This window comes from Bacteroides gallinarum DSM 18171 = JCM 13658 (genome assembly GCF_000374365.1).
In the GTDB taxonomy this organism is placed as follows: Bacteria; Bacteroidota; Bacteroidia; order Bacteroidales; family Bacteroidaceae; genus Bacteroides; species Bacteroides gallinarum.
The window spans coordinates 150,606-165,640 of record NZ_KB894116.1 but is presented as its reverse complement, the minus strand read 5'-3'; the positions used below and the strand labels follow the sequence as shown (position 1 = coordinate 165,640).

Here is a 15,035-nt window from a genome sequence, read left to right as displayed (position 1 = left end):
AAGTAATCGGACAAGATAATAACAAAAAAGTAATCGGACAAAATAATAACAAAAGAGTAATCAGACAAGATAATAACAAATAAGATAATAGGTTGTATGAAAAAGATTGAATGCATCATTATGGATTGGGCAGGTACAGCGGTCGATTACGGCTGTTTTGCCCCGGTTGCCGCTTTTATCGAGAGTTTCAAGGCGATAGGCACTCCGGTAACCGCTGCCGAGACACGCGCCCACATGGGACTGACGAAGATAGAGGAAATACGCGCTTTGTTCAATATCGACCGCATAAAAAACGAGTTCGAGGCAAAATACGGACGCCCGTACAACGAAGACGATGTACAGGCACGCTATGCAGAGTTCCAGCGTGTGTTGTTCGCTTCCCTGGAAGACTATACGACACCCATTCCCGGTGTGGCCGAGACGATTGCCGCGTTGCGTGCGCAGGGCATCAAGGTAGGTTCCACCACCGGCTATACCCGCGCTATGATGGATGTCGTACTTCCGGCCGCCGCAGCCCGCGGATACATAGTCGATAACTGCGTAACGCCCGACGGACTTCCTGCCGGACGTCCCGCCCCCTATATGATATACCGCAATATGACGGAGCTTGCCGTACCTTCGGTAGACTGTGTGCTGAAATTCGGCGACACGATTGCCGACATCAAGGAAGGCGTGAATGCCAAAGTGTGGACGGTAGGCGTAGTGCTCGGCAGCAATGAGCTGGGACTGACGCAGGAAGAAGTGAATGCCCTGCCCGCTACCGAGTTGGCTGCCCGCAAGCAGGATGTCCGCGACCGTATGCTGGCTGCCGGAGCCCATTATGTGGTAGACTCCATTGAAGAGCTCCCCGCCGTGATAGAAGAAATCAATAACTTTAAAATACCAAGAATATGAAACCTTACATTTTGCTGACCCCCGGCCCCCTTACCACTTCCGATACCGTAAAAGAAGCCATGCTCACCGACTGGTGCACATGGGATGCGGATTACAACGTACATATTGTGGAGGAAATCCGCAAGTCCCTTGTAGCGCTCGCCACGAAGCAGACCGATGAATATACCTCCATTCTCCTGCAAGGCAGCGGAACATATTGTGTGGAAGCCGTTATCGGCAGCACTATCAAACCGGGCGACAAGCTTCTCATCCTGAGCAACGGAGCCTACGGCGACCGTATGGGCAATATAGCCGAATATCACGGTATCAACTACGATATGCTGGCTTTCGATGAGACGGAGCAGGTATCCGTTAACTATGTAGACGATTACCTGGCGCATAATGCGGAGATTACGCATGTATCGGTGGTACATTGCGAAACCACTACCGGCGTGCTGAACCCGTTGAAAGAGATTGCCCATATCGTGAAAATGCACGGTAAGAAACTGATTGTAGATGCTATGAGCAGTTTCGGCGGTGTACCTTTGGATGTACAGGAGCTGGGCATCGATTTCCTCATCAGCAGTGCCAACAAGTGTATTCAGGGCGTACCGGGATTCGGTTTCATCATTGCCCGCAAGTCGGAACTGATGCACTGTAAAGGAGTGTCCAAATCTCTTTCGCTCGATATTTACGACCAGTGGGAAACTATGGAGAACGGACATGGAAAGTGGCGTTTTACATCTCCTACCCATGTAGTGAGAGCCTTCAAGCAGGCTATGGACGAATTGGCGGAAGAAGGCGGGGTGGAAGCCCGTCACAAGAGGTATTGCAAAAACCACGACGTGCTGGTAAGCGGCATGCGTTCGCTCGGTTTCAAGACTTTGCTGCCGGATGAAATCCAGTCGCCCGTCATCACTTCCTTCCTTTATCCGAGTGCCGGTTTCGATTTCAAATCGTTCTATGCGCAGCTTAAAGAGAGAGGTTTTGTGATTTATCCGGGCAAGATTTCGCAGGCCGATACGTTCCGTATAGGTAATATCGGAGATGTATATCCGGAAGATTTCAGTAAACTCATTGAAGTTATCAAAGAGTGTAAATACTGATTGGGAGATATTTTGCAGGAGGGGTGTTGAAGTTCGCCGCGGATTACACAAATTCACACAGATTGAAATTAAATAATCGACTGTCGAGATAGACAATCTGTGTGGTCTCGTGTAATCTGCGGCGGGTTTTGATACCCCTCTTCGGGTATATATGGGGGTAATCTGTAACGGAGGCTATCTCAGTCGTATGCAGAGGCTACCTCAGTCGTATACAGAGACTACCTCAGTCCCATACAGAGGCTACCCCCGGCTGAATAGCGGGAAACGGTGTTTTACGGATGTATCTCCCCGTTCCGGACTCCGGTAACTGAAAAAGGGGGGACATCATGCTGCACGATGCAACAATTATAGGGCGGTAATCGTTGTTGAATTAAGAAAAAATTATATCTTTGTTCGTAGAATCAGGTATTCATGAAGATTCTGAACCCGATTACGAACCTCCTAAATTTATCTTTATGAAACGATTCTCCCTTTTTGCCGGTGCGGTTATATGCTCGATACTTGCCGGGTGCAACGGCCGCCAAGAGCATACCTTGCCTCCCGTATCCCGAGTGTCCGAACCTGCCGATACCCTTGTGCGCGCGGTGGAAACACCTTTCAGGGAGAAGCCGCTGGCTGCGGCCGATGTAACGCTCGCCAAAGATTTCCTTTACGATACCTATACGCTGGAAGATACCTATCCCTATAAGGATACGGTGCGCTCCTTCAAATGGGATATAATCCGCAACTGCCTGGCATACATTGAGAATATGCAGCGGGATACCGTGAGGTGGGTGGTATTGCAGAATTATAAGAACCTGAACCGTGAAGCCCCCTTGGTACGCAAGTTCGTGCGCAATGCCTACCGCCGTGTGGCGGATACGCTCGGGGTGGAGCGTTACCAGTCCGTGCCTTTGTACCTGCCGGGAGATACGCTGGTTCCCGAACGTTACGGCAGGGACGGGACTCTGGCATGCCTGCTGGGTACGGAGGGCAGCTTCGTCCGCATTCTTCCCGTTACCCTGGAGGAAGAGTGGCTGGCTCCCCGCCGTTATCTGAAACGGCTGGCAGACAGCACCGTTTTCAATCATGTCATCTTCGTAGACCGTTCAGACCAGAATATCGCCACGCTGGAACGTACGGGCAGGGGCGAATGGAAAATCCGCAGTATGAACCCCGCCACGACGGGACGGCATGCGCCGCCCTATGCGCAGGAAACGCCGCTGGGCATGTACCTGCTCCAGCAAAAGAAGCCGCGCATGGTCTTTCTGAAAGACGGTTCGGTGGCAACGGGAGGATACGCACCCTATGCCAGCCGCTTTACCAACGGGGCGTATATTCACGGAGTACCGGTGAATGTGCCGCGTACGGCAATGATAGAGTATAGCTGGTCGCTGGGTACTACGCCGCGTTCGCATATGTGCGTGCGCAATGCCACCTCGCATGCGAAGTTCGTATTCGACTGGGCGCCGGCGGAGCGCTCTTTGGTGGTGGTTATCGAATAGTACCTTCCTTTTTAACTATCTCCTTTTTAACTATCTGTATGATAAGCATATGGAGGAAAAGTACTAACTTTGCCGCCGTTATTTTTCAGTCCGGGTGCGTATGTTGCGATTTTACTTGTTCTTTTTACTCCTGTTTCTTCCCTGCTCCCTGTTTACAGGCGGTAGGTTTCCGGCGGGTGCAGCCGGAAAACCGGATGCTGCCTCGGTGGCGGAAGCGGCTGCGTATGCCGGCTTGTACCGTTCCATGCAGTTGGAGGGGGTAGTGGGCTGGAAGGCTTTCCGACAAGCAGTGGCAGGGTATTATAAGATTGCGGGGCGCAAGCGGGAGGTACTGACTTTGATAGATTTTTCCCGTCCTTCTACCGAAAAGCGTCTTTTCGTATTCGACATGAGGCAGCGTAAACTGCTTTTTTCTTCGGTCGTCTCCCACGGGAAGAACAGCGGCGGCATGTATGCCACTTCGTTTTCCAACGAATACGGTTCCTATAAAAGTTCCCTGGGCTTCTATCTGACGGAAACGACCTATCAGGGCAAAAACGGCTATTCCCTTATCCTGAACGGGTTGGAGAAAGGTATCAACGACCGTGCCCGCGAGCGTGCCATTGTGATGCACGGAGCCGCCTACGCCGACCCTTCGCTCGTGAGCCGGGGCGGACGCCTGGGGCGCAGTTTCGGCTGTCCGGCTGTTCCGCAGAAACTGGCACGTCCTATCATCGACGCTATCAAGGGAGGGAGCGTGATGTATATCTACGCAGGTACGCCCGATTACCTGGCTCGCAGTTCTGTCCTGAAAGAAGCAGGCCTGCTGTAAAACTACCGCATCTTTTGATATGCGTCAATTTCCGTACGCTTTTATTTTACTAATTTTGCCCCGGTTTTCGGGAGAACGATTGTATGGCGACATCAAGAGAAATGACGGAAGGGCGGGCGCTTCCGCTGATATTCAATTTTACCCTGCCCCTATTGCTGGGCAATCTGCTGCAACAGACCTATTCGTTGGTGGATGCTGCGATTGTCGGTAAGTTCCTGGGCATAAATGCGCTGGCTTCCGTCGGGGCAAGCACGTCGGTCATATTCCTGATACTCGGCTTTTGCAACGGCTGTTGCGGCGGGTTCGGCATTCCGGTGGCACAGAAGTTCGGGGCGAGAGATTACGTTACGATGCGCCGTTATGTGGCCGTCAGCCTGCAACTGGCCGCGGTGATGTCGGTGGTGATTGCCATAGTCACGAGCCTCTGCTGTGCAAGCATCCTGCACATGATGCGCACGCCCGGGAATATCTTCACCGGGGCTTATTACTATCTGCTCGTTACTTTCATAGGCGTTCCCTGCACTTTCTTCTATAACCTGCTTTCCAGCATCATACGCGCTTTGGGCGACAGCAAGACGCCGTTCTGGTTTCTGCTCTTTTCCACCGTACTCAATATCCTGCTCGACTTGTTCTGCATCCTCGTCTTGGACTGGGGCGTGGCGGGGGCGGCAATCGCCACGGTATTTTCGCAGGGCGTTTCGGCGGCGCTGTGCTACGTTTATATGATGAAACGTTTCGATATCCTGCGTACTACCCCTGCCGAGCGCAGGTTCGACGGTGCGCTGGCGCGGACACTGATGTATATCGGAGTGCCCATGGGGTTGCAGTTCTCCATTACCGCTATCGGCAGTATCATGTTGCAGAGTGCCAACAATGCGCTGGGTACGGCATGCGTGGCGGCTTTTACCGCTGCGATGCGCATAAAGATGTTCTTCATGTGCCCCTTCGAGAGCCTGGGCATGGCAATGGCTACTTATAGCGGGCAGAACTACGGTGCGGGCAAGCCCGAACGCATCTGGCAGGGCGTCAAGGCAAGCACGCTCATGATGATTGTGTACTGGGCGTTTACTTTTGTGGTGCTGATGCTCGGAGCCGGAACGTTCGCCCTGCTGTTCGTGGAGGCGTCGGAAGTGGAAATCCTGGAAGATACGGAACTGTTCCTGCATGCTTCCGTTTCCTTCTTCCCGGTGTTGGGGCTGCTCTGCATCTTGCGCTATACCATTCAGGGAGTGGGCTACACGAATTTGGCAATGCTCTCGGGCGTTTCCGAGATGATAGCGCGTATCCTGGTCAGCCTGCTGGCTGTCCCGGCATTCGGCTATATCGCGGTTTGCTTCGGCGACCCTACCGCCTGGGTTTTTGCAGACTTGTTCCTGATTCCGGCTTTTATATATGTATACCGCCGCATACTCCGGATGAACAAAAATTAGTGTATCTTTGTATCGGTGGTTAGTGTATGACGATGACCGAACGGAAGATTATACATATTGATATGGATGCTTTCTACGCTTCCGTAGAGCAGCGCGACAATCCGGCACTGCGTGGCAAGCCTGTGGCGGTAGGTCATGCCCAGGAACGGGGCGTGGTGGCTGCCGCCAGTTACGAAGCCCGCCGGTTCGGGGTGCGTTCGGCAATGCCGTCGCAGAAGGCCAAGCGGTTGTGCCCGCAGCTAATCTTCATTCCGGGGCGTATGGAGCTGTATAAGTCGGTATCCCGCCAGATACACGGTATTTTCCATGAATATACGGATATCGTAGAGCCTATCTCGCTGGATGAGGCTTTTCTGGATGTGACGGAAAACAAGCCGGGCATTCTCCTTGCCGTAGACATAGCCCGGGAAATCAAGCGGAAAGTGCGCGAAAGGCTGAACCTGATAGCCTCCGCCGGCGTTTCCTACAATAAGTTCCTCGCCAAGATAGCTTCCGACTACCGCAAGCCCGACGGCCTGTGCACCATTCATCCCGACCAGGCGTTGGAGTTCATAGCCCGCCTGCCGATAGAGAGCTTCTGGGGAGTAGGCCCGGTGACGGCAAAGAAGATGCACGCCCTGGGCATACACAATGGAGAACAACTGCGCGCCTGCTCGCAGGCGATGCTGCTGCGCGAGTTCGGGAAGGTGGGAAGCATCTATTACGATTTTGCCCGGGGGATAGACTTGCGCCCGGTGGAGGCGGTGCGTGTCCGCAAATCTATTGGGTGCGAGCATACGTTGGAAAAGGACATCAGCCGGCAGGCATCAGTCATTATCGAGCTTTATCATACCGCGGTGGAGTTGGTAGGCCGGCTGGAGCATAAGGGGTTCCGGGGGAATACGCTGACGCTGAAAATCAAGTTCCATGATTTCAGCCAGATAACCCGCAGCATTACGCAGTCCAGGGAGCTGACTACGCTCGACGTAATCCTTCCGCTGGCAAAGCAACTTTTGAAGGAGGTCGATTACGAGCATCATCCTATCCGTCTGATAGGGCTTTTCGTATCCAATCCCCGTGAGGAAAACGATGAAAGAGGTGTGTGGGAGCAGTTGAGTTTTGAATTTAGCGACTGGGAATTCGATAAATAAGATAAAAAGAATGTTATCTTTGCCTTTCGGAACGTATCTTTATCTTTCAGAGCGTATCTTTGTTTTTCAGAACATATCTTTATTTTTCGGAACATTAAAAAAATACAATGCAATGGGTTGTTTTATGAATATCTTGTGGCTGGTATTCGGCGGTATCTTTACTGCCGTGGAGTATATGATAGCCAGTCTGTTGATGATGATTACAATCGTGGGCATTCCTTTCGGCATGCAAACGATGAAAATGGCAGGGCTTGCCTTGTGGCCTTTCGGCAAAGAGGTGCGTAGCGGGGAGCGTTCGGGCGGCTGCCTGTATATACTGATGAACGTGCTGTGGATTTTCCTGGGCGGGATATGGATTTGCCTTTCGCATCTGGGATTCGGGATATTGCTGTGCATCACTGTCATAGGCATCCCCTTCGGCATGCAGCATTTCAAGCTCGCTGCTTTGGCATTGGCTCCTTTCGGAAAGGATATCGTGGTGGCGTAAGTACCTTATCCCGTACAGCGGGGCAGGCCGGTAAAAGAAAATGTGCCGGACTCACCACAGATTGCATGGATTAATACGGATTATTATCTTGGTAATCAGTTATCCTGATTTCAATCTGTTTAATCCGTGTAACCTGCGGTGAATTCGGCACACTCTTATTTAAAGCTGTAATTTACATGGTCATGGCAGCTTGCTTTGCAAGCAGTTTTTGCAGTTTGCCGTTTAAGGTCTGGCACATAGCACCGTTGCCCATTGCCTGATAGCGTTTGATACGGTACTGTAACATAAAAATTTCATTTGCATTCTTTTTCATAATCGTCTTCTTTTTTTGCCTTCCGCGTTTCGGAAAGCTGTTAAACATCTTTTCTTACTTTCTCTTTATTAACGCTGCAAAGATACGAAATGTTCATGGAAAATATGTTTTATAACATAGAAAAGTGCATTTCTTTCTTCTTTTTCCTATAAAAAGCCTTGTTTTGCTATCCGCGTATTACAAATATAAGACATATCTCCATGCCGCTTTCAGTGCAGGTGCTACGTTGAAGGTGCATTTGGAATAAATAAATTTCCTTTTCCCCGCTATTTATGCTATTTTTGTAAGACAACCCCAACCGTATGTATATTATGAAACGTGCAGCTACTTTATTTTCCGGAATTATCTGCCTGTTGTGCCTGCTGTGTGCCTGCGGCGAACCCCATTTTATGACAGATGCCGCCTACCGCTCGCGTGTGGAGCGGGACTTCCGGCAGAAGAAGGCTCTGATGCCGAAGGGAGACTTGTTTGCCATATTCGACACTTCTCTCACGGCCTACGAACGTGAGGCGTTGGAATTCCTTTACGCCTATATGCCCCTGGCGGATATTACGGATTATCCCGGAGAGTTTCACCTGATGAACGTACGCGCTTCCCGGCGTGCCGCCCGTGAGATGCCCTGGGGGAAAACGGTTCCCGAGGACGTATTCCGGCATTTTGTACTCCCCGTGCGGGTGAATAACGAACATCTGGACAGTGCGCGTATCGTATTTTACGAAGAGCTGAAAGACCGGGTGAAGGCGCTTTCCCTGCAAGACGCCATTCTGGAAGTGAACCACTGGTGTCATGAGAAAGCCGTTTACATGCCCTCCGATGCCCGCACGAGTTCGCCATTGGCGACGGTACGCACCGCTTACGGCCGTTGCGGTGAGGAATCTACGCTGTTGGTCGCCGCGCTCCGTTCGGTAGGCATCCCGGCACGGCAGGTCTATACGCCCCGCTGGGCGCATACCGACGACAACCATGCGTGGGTAGAGGCGTGGGCAGACGGCAAATGGCATTTCCTGGGAGCCTGCGAACCCGAACCGGTGCTGAACCTGGGGTGGTTCAACGCACCTGCCAGCCGGGGGATGCTGATGCATACGAAAGTTTTCGGGCGCTATGAGGGGACGGAGGAGGTGATGTCCGTTACGCCCAACTATACCGAAATCAATGTAATCGACAACTATGCGCCCACGGCGGAAGCCTCCGTAACCGTGGTGGGTACAGACGGCATGCCGGTAGATAATGCCTGCGTGGAATTCAAGCTTTATAACTATGCGGAGTTCTATACGGTAGCCACCAAATACACCTCTGCCGCCGGCACTTGCAGGCTGACCGCCGGAAAGGGGGATATGCTAGTGTGGGCATCGAAAGACGGACGTTTCGGCTTTGCCAAGCTCTCCTTCGGCAAGCAGCCGGAACTGACGGTGAAGCTCGATAAAAAGGAGGGCGACGCCTTTGCCGTGGATATAGACATCGTACCGCCGCCGGAAACGGCCTGCCTGCCCGAAGTGACGCCGGAACAGCGTGCTGCGAACGACCGGCGGTTGGCGCAGGAAGATTCCGTACGCAACGCTTATACGGCAACGTTTATGACGGAGGAAACGGCTGCGCATTTCGTCCGTTCCTTATCCGGCAGTTTGGAGGCTTATGAAACGGAGCAGGCGGTGAAATACCTGGTCGCCTCGCGTGGCAACCATGCCGTGATGCGGGAATTTCTGGAACATGCGGCTGCCACAGGCAAGGTAGAGCTTGCCTTGTCCCTGCTGGAACAACTTTCGGAAAAAGATTTGAGGGATGTGAGCAGGGAGGTGCTGGACGACCATTTCCGGAACACTCCCGCGGATATTCCCAGTTCCTATTATTGCAGCGCCCTGCTCAATCCCCGTATTGCGACGGAGGAGCTGACCGCATACAAGTCTTTCTTCCGCAGCGTACTGGATGCGGAGACTGCCGAAGCCTTCCGCCTGCATCCGCAGAAGCTGGTGGAGTGGTGTACGAAGCACATCGTGCCGAACGATTCGCTGAATTCGCAACGCATCCCGATGTCTCCTCAAGGGGTATGGAAGTCCGGGATAGCGGACAGGCGTTCGCGGGACATCTTTTTCGTGGCAATGGCGCGCAGCGTAGGTATCCCGGCATGGATAGACGAGGTAACGGGGAAAGTCCGCTACCAGGATTTAGCCAATCACCCGGAGCTGAAAGAGGGGGCTACCTATGATGTGGACTTTGAGAGCGAAGCTGCCGAAGTCCTTCCGCCCCTGGGCAGGGTGGGAGCCACCTACCGGCCTACGGCGGTGGTGGAAAATCCGAAGTACTATACCCATTTTACATTGTCGAAGTTCGACAACGGTACGCTCCGCCTGCAAAATTACAATGAGAAGAATACGACATGGGAAAACCTGCTGAAAGTAGGCAGGCGTATGCCTGCCGGATATTATGTGCTGGTTACCGGTACACGCCTGGCAAGCGGCGGCGTGCTGGCGCGGATAACATCTTTGAACGCCGTTGCGGACAAGTATGCCGAAACACAGTTGGTACTGCGCGAAAGCGAGGATGAGATACAGGTGATAGGCAATTTCGATTCCGAATCGCTCTTTACCCCGTGCAGTGCGGAAGCCGGGGCGGATGCCCTGCCGGCACAAAGCCTGTTGAAAGCATGCGGACGCGGTTATTTCGTAGTAGGGATATTGGGCGTCGGCCAGGAGCCCACGAACCATGCGCTGCGGGACATTGCCGCATTGAAAACGGAGCTGGAGAAATGGGGGCGCAAGATTGTCCTGCTTTTCCCGGATGAAGCCCGGTACAGGAGCTTCCGTCCGGAGGAGTTTCCCGGCTTGCCCTCTACCGTTATCTACGGCATAGATACGGACGGCATCTCCGCCCGGATAGCGGAAGGCATGGAGTTGAAGCATAAGGGTACGCTACCCGTATTTATCATTGCAGATACATTCAATAGGGTAGTATTCTTGTCGCAGGGCTATACAATAGGCTTGGGAGAACAGTTGTTGAGAACGATAAAGGGGATTTGAGGGATTGGAGGCTGAACTCTCAATTCCCAGCCCTCAGCTTACCGATAGTCTCCCTAACCCTTTTCTCGGTCGTTACATCCCGTGCGAATTCATCGACGCGTACGGTTGCTCCCATAGCAATCTGTTCTTTACGGTATTGCATACGGCTTGTTACAGTCTCCCTTGCCGAGAAATGAAACTCGCGTATGCCCGTTTCGCGGGCGATGCGTGCGATATTCCTTTCGTTTACGCCGCAACCGGCAAGCAAGATGATGCGTCCTGCCGCCTGCTGTCGGAGCTCCTTCAATAAAGGAATGCCCTGCTCGGCGGTGGGCTGCTGTCCGGAAGTCAGGATACGGCGGCAGCCTAAACCGATGATGTCCTCCAATGCTTTCCGGGGATTACGGCAAACATCGAAGGCGCGGTGGAAAGTTACCGGGATGTCCTGGGCAGCCTCCATGAATTGCTTCATCAGGGGGATATCCACCTCGCCGTCGGCCGTCAGACACCCTACGACAATGCTGTCCGCTCCCAGACGGCGGGCGTTGTCGATGTCCTTCAGCATGATGCGTTGTTCGATAGGCGAGTACAGGAAATCGCCCCCGCGGGGACGGATAATGACATGCAGCCCGGTGTTTTGCAACACCTCCCTTGCAATGGCGATATCGCCGTACGAAGGGGTGGTTCCTCCTTCGGGTATCCCGGCACACAATTCCACCCGGTCGGCTCCGCCGGCTTGGGCGGCGATGCAACTCTCCACGGAGTTGGCGCATACTTCAAACGAATATTCCTTCATGGCTTTGCTCTTTACCTGTTTTGCTCCGGCAAAAATAAGAAAAACCGGTGAATTCCGGAAGCATATAAAAAGAGGGTGAACCTCGGTACACCCTCCTATATTACTATCATTTTCCGATTATTCCCTATTTACTTGGCATAGCTTACCGCACGCGTTTCGCGGATAACGGTAATCTTCACCTGTCCCGGGTACGTCATTTCGTCCTGTATCTTCTTGGCTATTTCACCGGAAAGGCTTTCCGTAGCCTTGTCGTCGATTTTGTCCGCACCGACGATTACGCGCAACTCGCGTCCCGCCTGGATAGCATAGGTCTTGGTTACGCCGGGGTAGGACATTGCCAGTTGCTCCAGGTCGTTGAGGCGCTTGATGTAAGCTTCCACGATTTCGCGGCGTGCTCCCGGACGTGCGCCGGAGATAGCGTCGCACACCTGTACGATAGGAGCCAGCAGGCTGGTCATTTCCACCTCGTCGTGGTGGGCGCCGATAGCGTTGCATATGTCCGGTTTCTCCTTGAACTTCTCCGCTAACTTCATGCCGTAGAGTGCGTGCGGCAATTCCGGTTCTTCATCGGGCACTTTGCCAATGTCATGCAGCAGGCCGGCACGTTTCGCTTTCTTCGGGTTCAGCCCCAGCTCCGATGCCATTACAGCACAGAGGTTGGCTGTTTCGCGTGCGTGCTGCAACAGGTTCTGCCCGTAAGAAGAACGGTATTTCATCTTACCGATGATACGGATAAGCTCGGGGTGCAGCCCGTGGATACCCAGGTCTATGGTAGTGCGCTTGCCGGTTTCAATGATTTCTTCCTCTACCTGCTTGCGTACTTTGGCTACGACTTCCTCGATGCGTGCCGGGTGGATGCGTCCGTCCGTTACCAACTGGTGCAGTGCCAGACGGGCGATTTCACGGCGAACGGGGTCGAATGCCGACAGTACGATAGCTTCCGGCGTATCATCCACCACGATTTCCACACCGGTGGCTGCTTCCAGCGCACGGATGTTGCGTCCTTCGCGGCCGATGATGCGTCCCTTGATTTCATCCGATTCGATGTGGAATACGGTTACGGAGTTTTCGATAGCCGTTTCCGTTGCCACACGCTGTATGGACTGTATAACGATTCGCTTTGCCTCTTTGCTTGCAGTGAGCTTGGCATCGTCCATAATATCGTTGATGTAAGACTGTGCCTGGGTCTTGGCCTCCTCTTTCAGGGATTCTACCATGCGCTCTTTGGCTTCTTCGGCAGAAAGGCCGGAAATGGCTTCCAGTTTCTCTATTTCCTGGCGTTGCAGGTGTTCCAGTTCCTCTTTCTTCTTGTCTACGATAGCCAGTTGGGCTTCCAGGTTCTCCCTGACAGCCTCGGCTTCCAGCTTCTTGCGTTGGATTTCTTCCTGGCGCTGGTTCAGTACCAGCTCGCGTTGTTTCAGCTTGTTTTCAGCCTGCTGTATCTTTTGGTTGCGAAGCGATACTTCTTTCTCCAAATCAGCCTTCTTGTTCAGGAATTTTTCCTTTACTTCCAGCAACTTATTCTTTTTAATCACTTCCGCTTCCGTCTCGGCCTCTTTGAGGATGCTGTCGTATTTATTCTTCAGCCCATGCTTGAAGAACATGTACGAAGCAAATCCGCCGACAATGAAACAGGCAATGGATACCACTATTGTAACTACTGTCATTTTATTAATTTGTTTTAAGTATATAAATAAAAAGCACTGCATAAAAGCCCGCCTTTTTACAGGCGGGGCTTTTGTACAGTGCGCGATATTTTTCTCTCGTAAAAGACGGGACAGAGGATAGCTTTCTTTATTCTTCCTTGAAATACGTTTCCAATACTTCCGTCAGTTCCTTTATCTTGGCTGTATAGGGCTCGGTATCGTTGCGGTCTTTCAACCGGAGGTTCTCCAGAGCGAATTGATAGGCTGCCATAGCTATAATCCTCTCCGAGGCTATGTTCTGATAACGTTCCCGATACGCATTGACCCGGATATTTACCTGTTTGGCAGCTTCCCTTACTATTTCCTCGTCCTCGCGGCTGATTGTGAGGGGGTAGGTGGCTCCTGCCATTTGCAGGTTTATCTTTATCTTATCGTTCATACATCCTCTTTCTTCTATTCATTCAACAAAGCGATGCATTTATCGACTTCACGCACTAATTTGGACAATCGCAGCTTCGTCTCTTTTACGTCGCTGCCGTTAAGGCTGATTGTCGTAGCTGTTTTTAGGTTCATGTAGTTGGTTTCCAGCTCTTTGTATTCGGCACGTACTTTCTCGCATTCTTCTTCTTTGGCTTCGAGAAGTTGCTTAAGTTCAGCTTTTTCGCGTTTTAATTCATCGTGCAGATAGATTAAATGCCGCAGCCTGGCTTCAAAAGTACTTAATAGCTTCTTTTCTTCGTCTGTCATTACTACACCAAAATTGTACACAAAAATACAATTTACTTGGAGATTACAAAAGCTTTTCAAAGAAAAATGTTCCGTATGTACCGAAATAAGGAAAAAATGGGGCTGTTGCGGTACGATAAGGGGGGGGATTGCGCACGGTCAAATCCTTCCGTTCCTAAAATCCGTATGCCTGGTTGCCGTAAACTGATTTTCCGTTACTGGATTTTAATCGTCCGACATATGTTTTATTTTCGTCCCACATATATCGGACGAAAATAAAACATATGTCGGACGATATGAAGATAGCTATCGGACGCTAAATTTTCAGTAAGATACGCTTAGTCCGTTGCGGCAGGCGAAACTGCCTTGTACGCGTGCAGGATTATCCTGTAAGGTATTGCGTGCGGCCGTTTCCTTGAAACCCGATAAAATGTACCGTTTATTAGGTGCATTGGGCGGCATTTTCCTATCTTTGCGGATAGCTCCGGTAGGATATATCGGCAAGACAGGCGGATAAAATAATCCGGTAAAACGGTCTGGTAACCGGACAATCCGGCAACGGGGGCTGAAAAGGGGCATCTGCCGGTAATCCGGAGAGCCGGTTATATATTATTAGTATTAAATATAAGAATAAGGCAATATGAAGATTTTAGTTACTTACGCCGTTCAGGGTGAATTTACGGAATTGAGGTTTCCCGGTTTGATAGGGGAGGAAGAGGTGCAGGTGGGGTATCTCCGCACCGGAGTGGGAAAGGTGAAATCTGCTTTTTATCTTTCGGAGGCGATTGCCCGTGCGCAACCGGATTTGGTAGTCAATATGGGTACGGCGGGTACTGTCCGCCACCGGGTAGGGGATATCTTTGTATGCCGTCATTTTGTAGACCGCGACATGCAGAAGTTGTCCGCCCTCGGTGTGGAATGCGAAATAGATTCGGCGGAGCTGTTGGCGCAAAAAGGGTATTGCCTGCATTGGCAGGGTGAGGGGGTGTGTAATACGGGCGATACGTTCCTGACGGAATTATCGGACGTAAAAGGCGATGTGGTGGATATGGAGGCATATGCCCAGGCATTGGTGTGCCGCGCCAAGAATACCCCGTTCATCGCCGTGAAGTACGTTACGGATATCATCGGACAGAACTCCGTGAAGCACTGGGAAGATAAGCTCGGGGATGCCCGTAAGGGATTGGGCGGGTTCTTCGAGGAGGTAGGGGGAGCGGTGAGGTGATAGGTGGATGCTGTA

15 protein-coding genes are annotated in these 15,035 nt (G+C 51.9%); 9 read left to right on the top strand and 6 right to left on the bottom strand.

Annotation, left to right across the window (positions count from 1 at the left end; translation table 11 throughout):
* The first annotated feature begins 96 nt into the window (after nt 1-96).
* From phnX to C233_RS0102695, 7 genes are all read left to right on the top strand, one after another.
* Nucleotides 97-894, top strand: a complete 798-nt coding sequence (phnX, locus tag C233_RS0102725; RefSeq protein ID WP_018665951.1) for a phosphonoacetaldehyde hydrolase — start codon at nt 97-99, stop codon at nt 892-894.
* A complete protein-coding gene (locus C233_RS0102720; RefSeq protein ID WP_018665950.1) occupies nt 891-1,979 on the top strand; it encodes a 2-aminoethylphosphonate--pyruvate transaminase in 1,089 nt (362 codons plus the stop codon). The genes phnX and C233_RS0102720 overlap by 4 nt, the downstream gene beginning before the upstream one ends.
* A gap of 455 nt (nt 1,980-2,434) precedes the next feature.
* The gene (locus C233_RS0102715; RefSeq protein ID WP_025068605.1) at nt 2,435-3,463 is read left to right on the top strand and encodes a L,D-transpeptidase; all 1,029 of its coding nucleotides are present in this window, start codon (nt 2,435-2,437) and stop codon (nt 3,461-3,463) included.
* Nucleotides 3,464-3,563: 100 nt separating this feature from the next.
* Nucleotides 3,564-4,274, top strand: a complete 711-nt coding sequence (locus C233_RS0102710) for a murein L,D-transpeptidase catalytic domain family protein (protein WP_025068604.1) — start codon at nt 3,564-3,566, stop codon at nt 4,272-4,274.
* An 83-nt stretch (nt 4,275-4,357) separates the two neighbouring features.
* Nucleotides 4,358-5,704, top strand: coding sequence for an MATE family efflux transporter (locus tag C233_RS0102705; protein ID WP_025068603.1), 1,347 nt, complete (start codon nt 4,358-4,360; stop codon nt 5,702-5,704).
* 32 nt (nt 5,705-5,736) lie between these two features.
* The gene (gene dinB / locus C233_RS0102700) at nt 5,737-6,834 is read left to right on the top strand and encodes a DNA polymerase IV (protein ID WP_025068602.1); all 1,098 of its coding nucleotides are present in this window, start codon (nt 5,737-5,739) and stop codon (nt 6,832-6,834) included.
* Nucleotides 6,835-6,946: 112 nt separating this feature from the next.
* Nucleotides 6,947-7,321, top strand: coding sequence for a YccF domain-containing protein (locus tag C233_RS0102695; protein WP_025068601.1), 375 nt, complete (start codon nt 6,947-6,949; stop codon nt 7,319-7,321).
* 172 nt (nt 7,322-7,493) lie between these two features.
* Here C233_RS0102695 and C233_RS24395 read toward each other — a convergent pair whose 3' ends face one another.
* The gene (locus C233_RS24395; protein WP_164835485.1) at nt 7,494-7,634 is read right to left on the bottom strand and encodes a hypothetical protein; all 141 of its coding nucleotides are present in this window, start codon (nt 7,632-7,634) and stop codon (nt 7,494-7,496) included.
* A gap of 311 nt (nt 7,635-7,945) precedes the next feature.
* Here C233_RS24395 and C233_RS0102685 point away from each other — a divergent pair, with 311 nt between their 5' ends.
* The gene (locus C233_RS0102685; protein ID WP_026314704.1) at nt 7,946-10,648 is read left to right on the top strand and encodes a transglutaminase-like domain-containing protein; all 2,703 of its coding nucleotides are present in this window, start codon (nt 7,946-7,948) and stop codon (nt 10,646-10,648) included.
* A 19-nt stretch (nt 10,649-10,667) separates the two neighbouring features.
* Here C233_RS0102685 and C233_RS0102680 read toward each other — a convergent pair whose 3' ends face one another.
* The 5 genes from C233_RS0102680 to C233_RS24390 form a co-directional block, all read right to left on the bottom strand.
* Nucleotides 10,668-11,423 (bottom strand): copper homeostasis protein CutC, encoded by a 756-nt coding sequence (locus C233_RS0102680; protein WP_018665942.1) that lies wholly within the window; start codon nt 11,421-11,423, stop codon nt 10,668-10,670.
* A gap of 128 nt (nt 11,424-11,551) precedes the next feature.
* Nucleotides 11,552-13,090 carry a ribonuclease Y gene (gene rny, locus C233_RS0102675; protein ID WP_018665941.1) on the bottom strand — a complete coding sequence of 513 codons (1,539 nt, stop codon included), beginning with the start codon at nt 13,088-13,090 and terminating at the stop codon, nt 11,552-11,554.
* Between the two features lie 127 nt (nt 13,091-13,217).
* Nucleotides 13,218-13,508, bottom strand: coding sequence for a cell division protein ZapA (locus C233_RS0102670; RefSeq protein ID WP_018665940.1), 291 nt, complete (start codon nt 13,506-13,508; stop codon nt 13,218-13,220).
* A gap of 14 nt (nt 13,509-13,522) precedes the next feature.
* Nucleotides 13,523-13,816, bottom strand: a complete 294-nt coding sequence (locus tag C233_RS0102665; RefSeq protein ID WP_018665939.1) for a hypothetical protein — start codon at nt 13,814-13,816, stop codon at nt 13,523-13,525.
* A 303-nt stretch (nt 13,817-14,119) separates the two neighbouring features.
* The gene (locus C233_RS24390; RefSeq protein ID WP_018665938.1) at nt 14,120-14,374 is read right to left on the bottom strand and encodes a hypothetical protein; all 255 of its coding nucleotides are present in this window, start codon (nt 14,372-14,374) and stop codon (nt 14,120-14,122) included.
* A gap of 61 nt (nt 14,375-14,435) precedes the next feature.
* Between C233_RS24390 and C233_RS0102655 the strand changes: the two genes are divergently transcribed.
* Nucleotides 14,436-15,020 carry a 5'-methylthioadenosine/S-adenosylhomocysteine nucleosidase family protein gene (locus C233_RS0102655; protein WP_018665937.1) on the top strand — a complete coding sequence of 195 codons (585 nt, stop codon included), beginning with the start codon at nt 14,436-14,438 and terminating at the stop codon, nt 15,018-15,020.
* Nucleotides 15,021-15,035 lie beyond the last annotated feature (15 nt).

Coding starts and splice junctions, on each gene's coding strand:
- phnX (WP_018665951.1), top strand. CDS start 97: ATGAAAAAGATTGAATGCATCATTATGGATTGGGCAGGTACAGCGGTC.
- C233_RS0102720 (WP_018665950.1), top strand. CDS start 891: ATGAAACCTTACATTTTGCTGACCCCCGGCCCCCTTACCACTTCCGAT.
- C233_RS0102715 (WP_025068605.1), top strand. CDS start 2,435: ATGAAACGATTCTCCCTTTTTGCCGGTGCGGTTATATGCTCGATACTT.
- C233_RS0102710 (WP_025068604.1), top strand. CDS start 3,564: ATGTTGCGATTTTACTTGTTCTTTTTACTCCTGTTTCTTCCCTGCTCC.
- C233_RS0102705 (WP_025068603.1), top strand. CDS start 4,358: ATGGCGACATCAAGAGAAATGACGGAAGGGCGGGCGCTTCCGCTGATA.
- dinB (WP_025068602.1), top strand. CDS start 5,737: ATGACCGAACGGAAGATTATACATATTGATATGGATGCTTTCTACGCT.
- C233_RS0102695 (WP_025068601.1), top strand. CDS start 6,947: ATGGGTTGTTTTATGAATATCTTGTGGCTGGTATTCGGCGGTATCTTT.
- C233_RS24395 (WP_164835485.1), bottom strand. CDS start 7,634: ATGAAAAAGAATGCAAATGAAATTTTTATGTTACAGTACCGTATCAAA.
- C233_RS0102685 (WP_026314704.1), top strand. CDS start 7,946: ATGAAACGTGCAGCTACTTTATTTTCCGGAATTATCTGCCTGTTGTGC.
- C233_RS0102680 (WP_018665942.1), bottom strand. CDS start 11,423: ATGAAGGAATATTCGTTTGAAGTATGCGCCAACTCCGTGGAGAGTTGC.
- rny (WP_018665941.1), bottom strand. CDS start 13,090: ATGACAGTAGTTACAATAGTGGTATCCATTGCCTGTTTCATTGTCGGC.
- C233_RS0102670 (WP_018665940.1), bottom strand. CDS start 13,508: ATGAACGATAAGATAAAGATAAACCTGCAAATGGCAGGAGCCACCTAC.
- C233_RS0102665 (WP_018665939.1), bottom strand. CDS start 13,816: ATGACAGACGAAGAAAAGAAGCTATTAAGTACTTTTGAAGCCAGGCTG.
- C233_RS24390 (WP_018665938.1), bottom strand. CDS start 14,374: ATGCCCCTTTTCAGCCCCCGTTGCCGGATTGTCCGGTTACCAGACCGT.
- C233_RS0102655 (WP_018665937.1), top strand. CDS start 14,436: ATGAAGATTTTAGTTACTTACGCCGTTCAGGGTGAATTTACGGAATTG.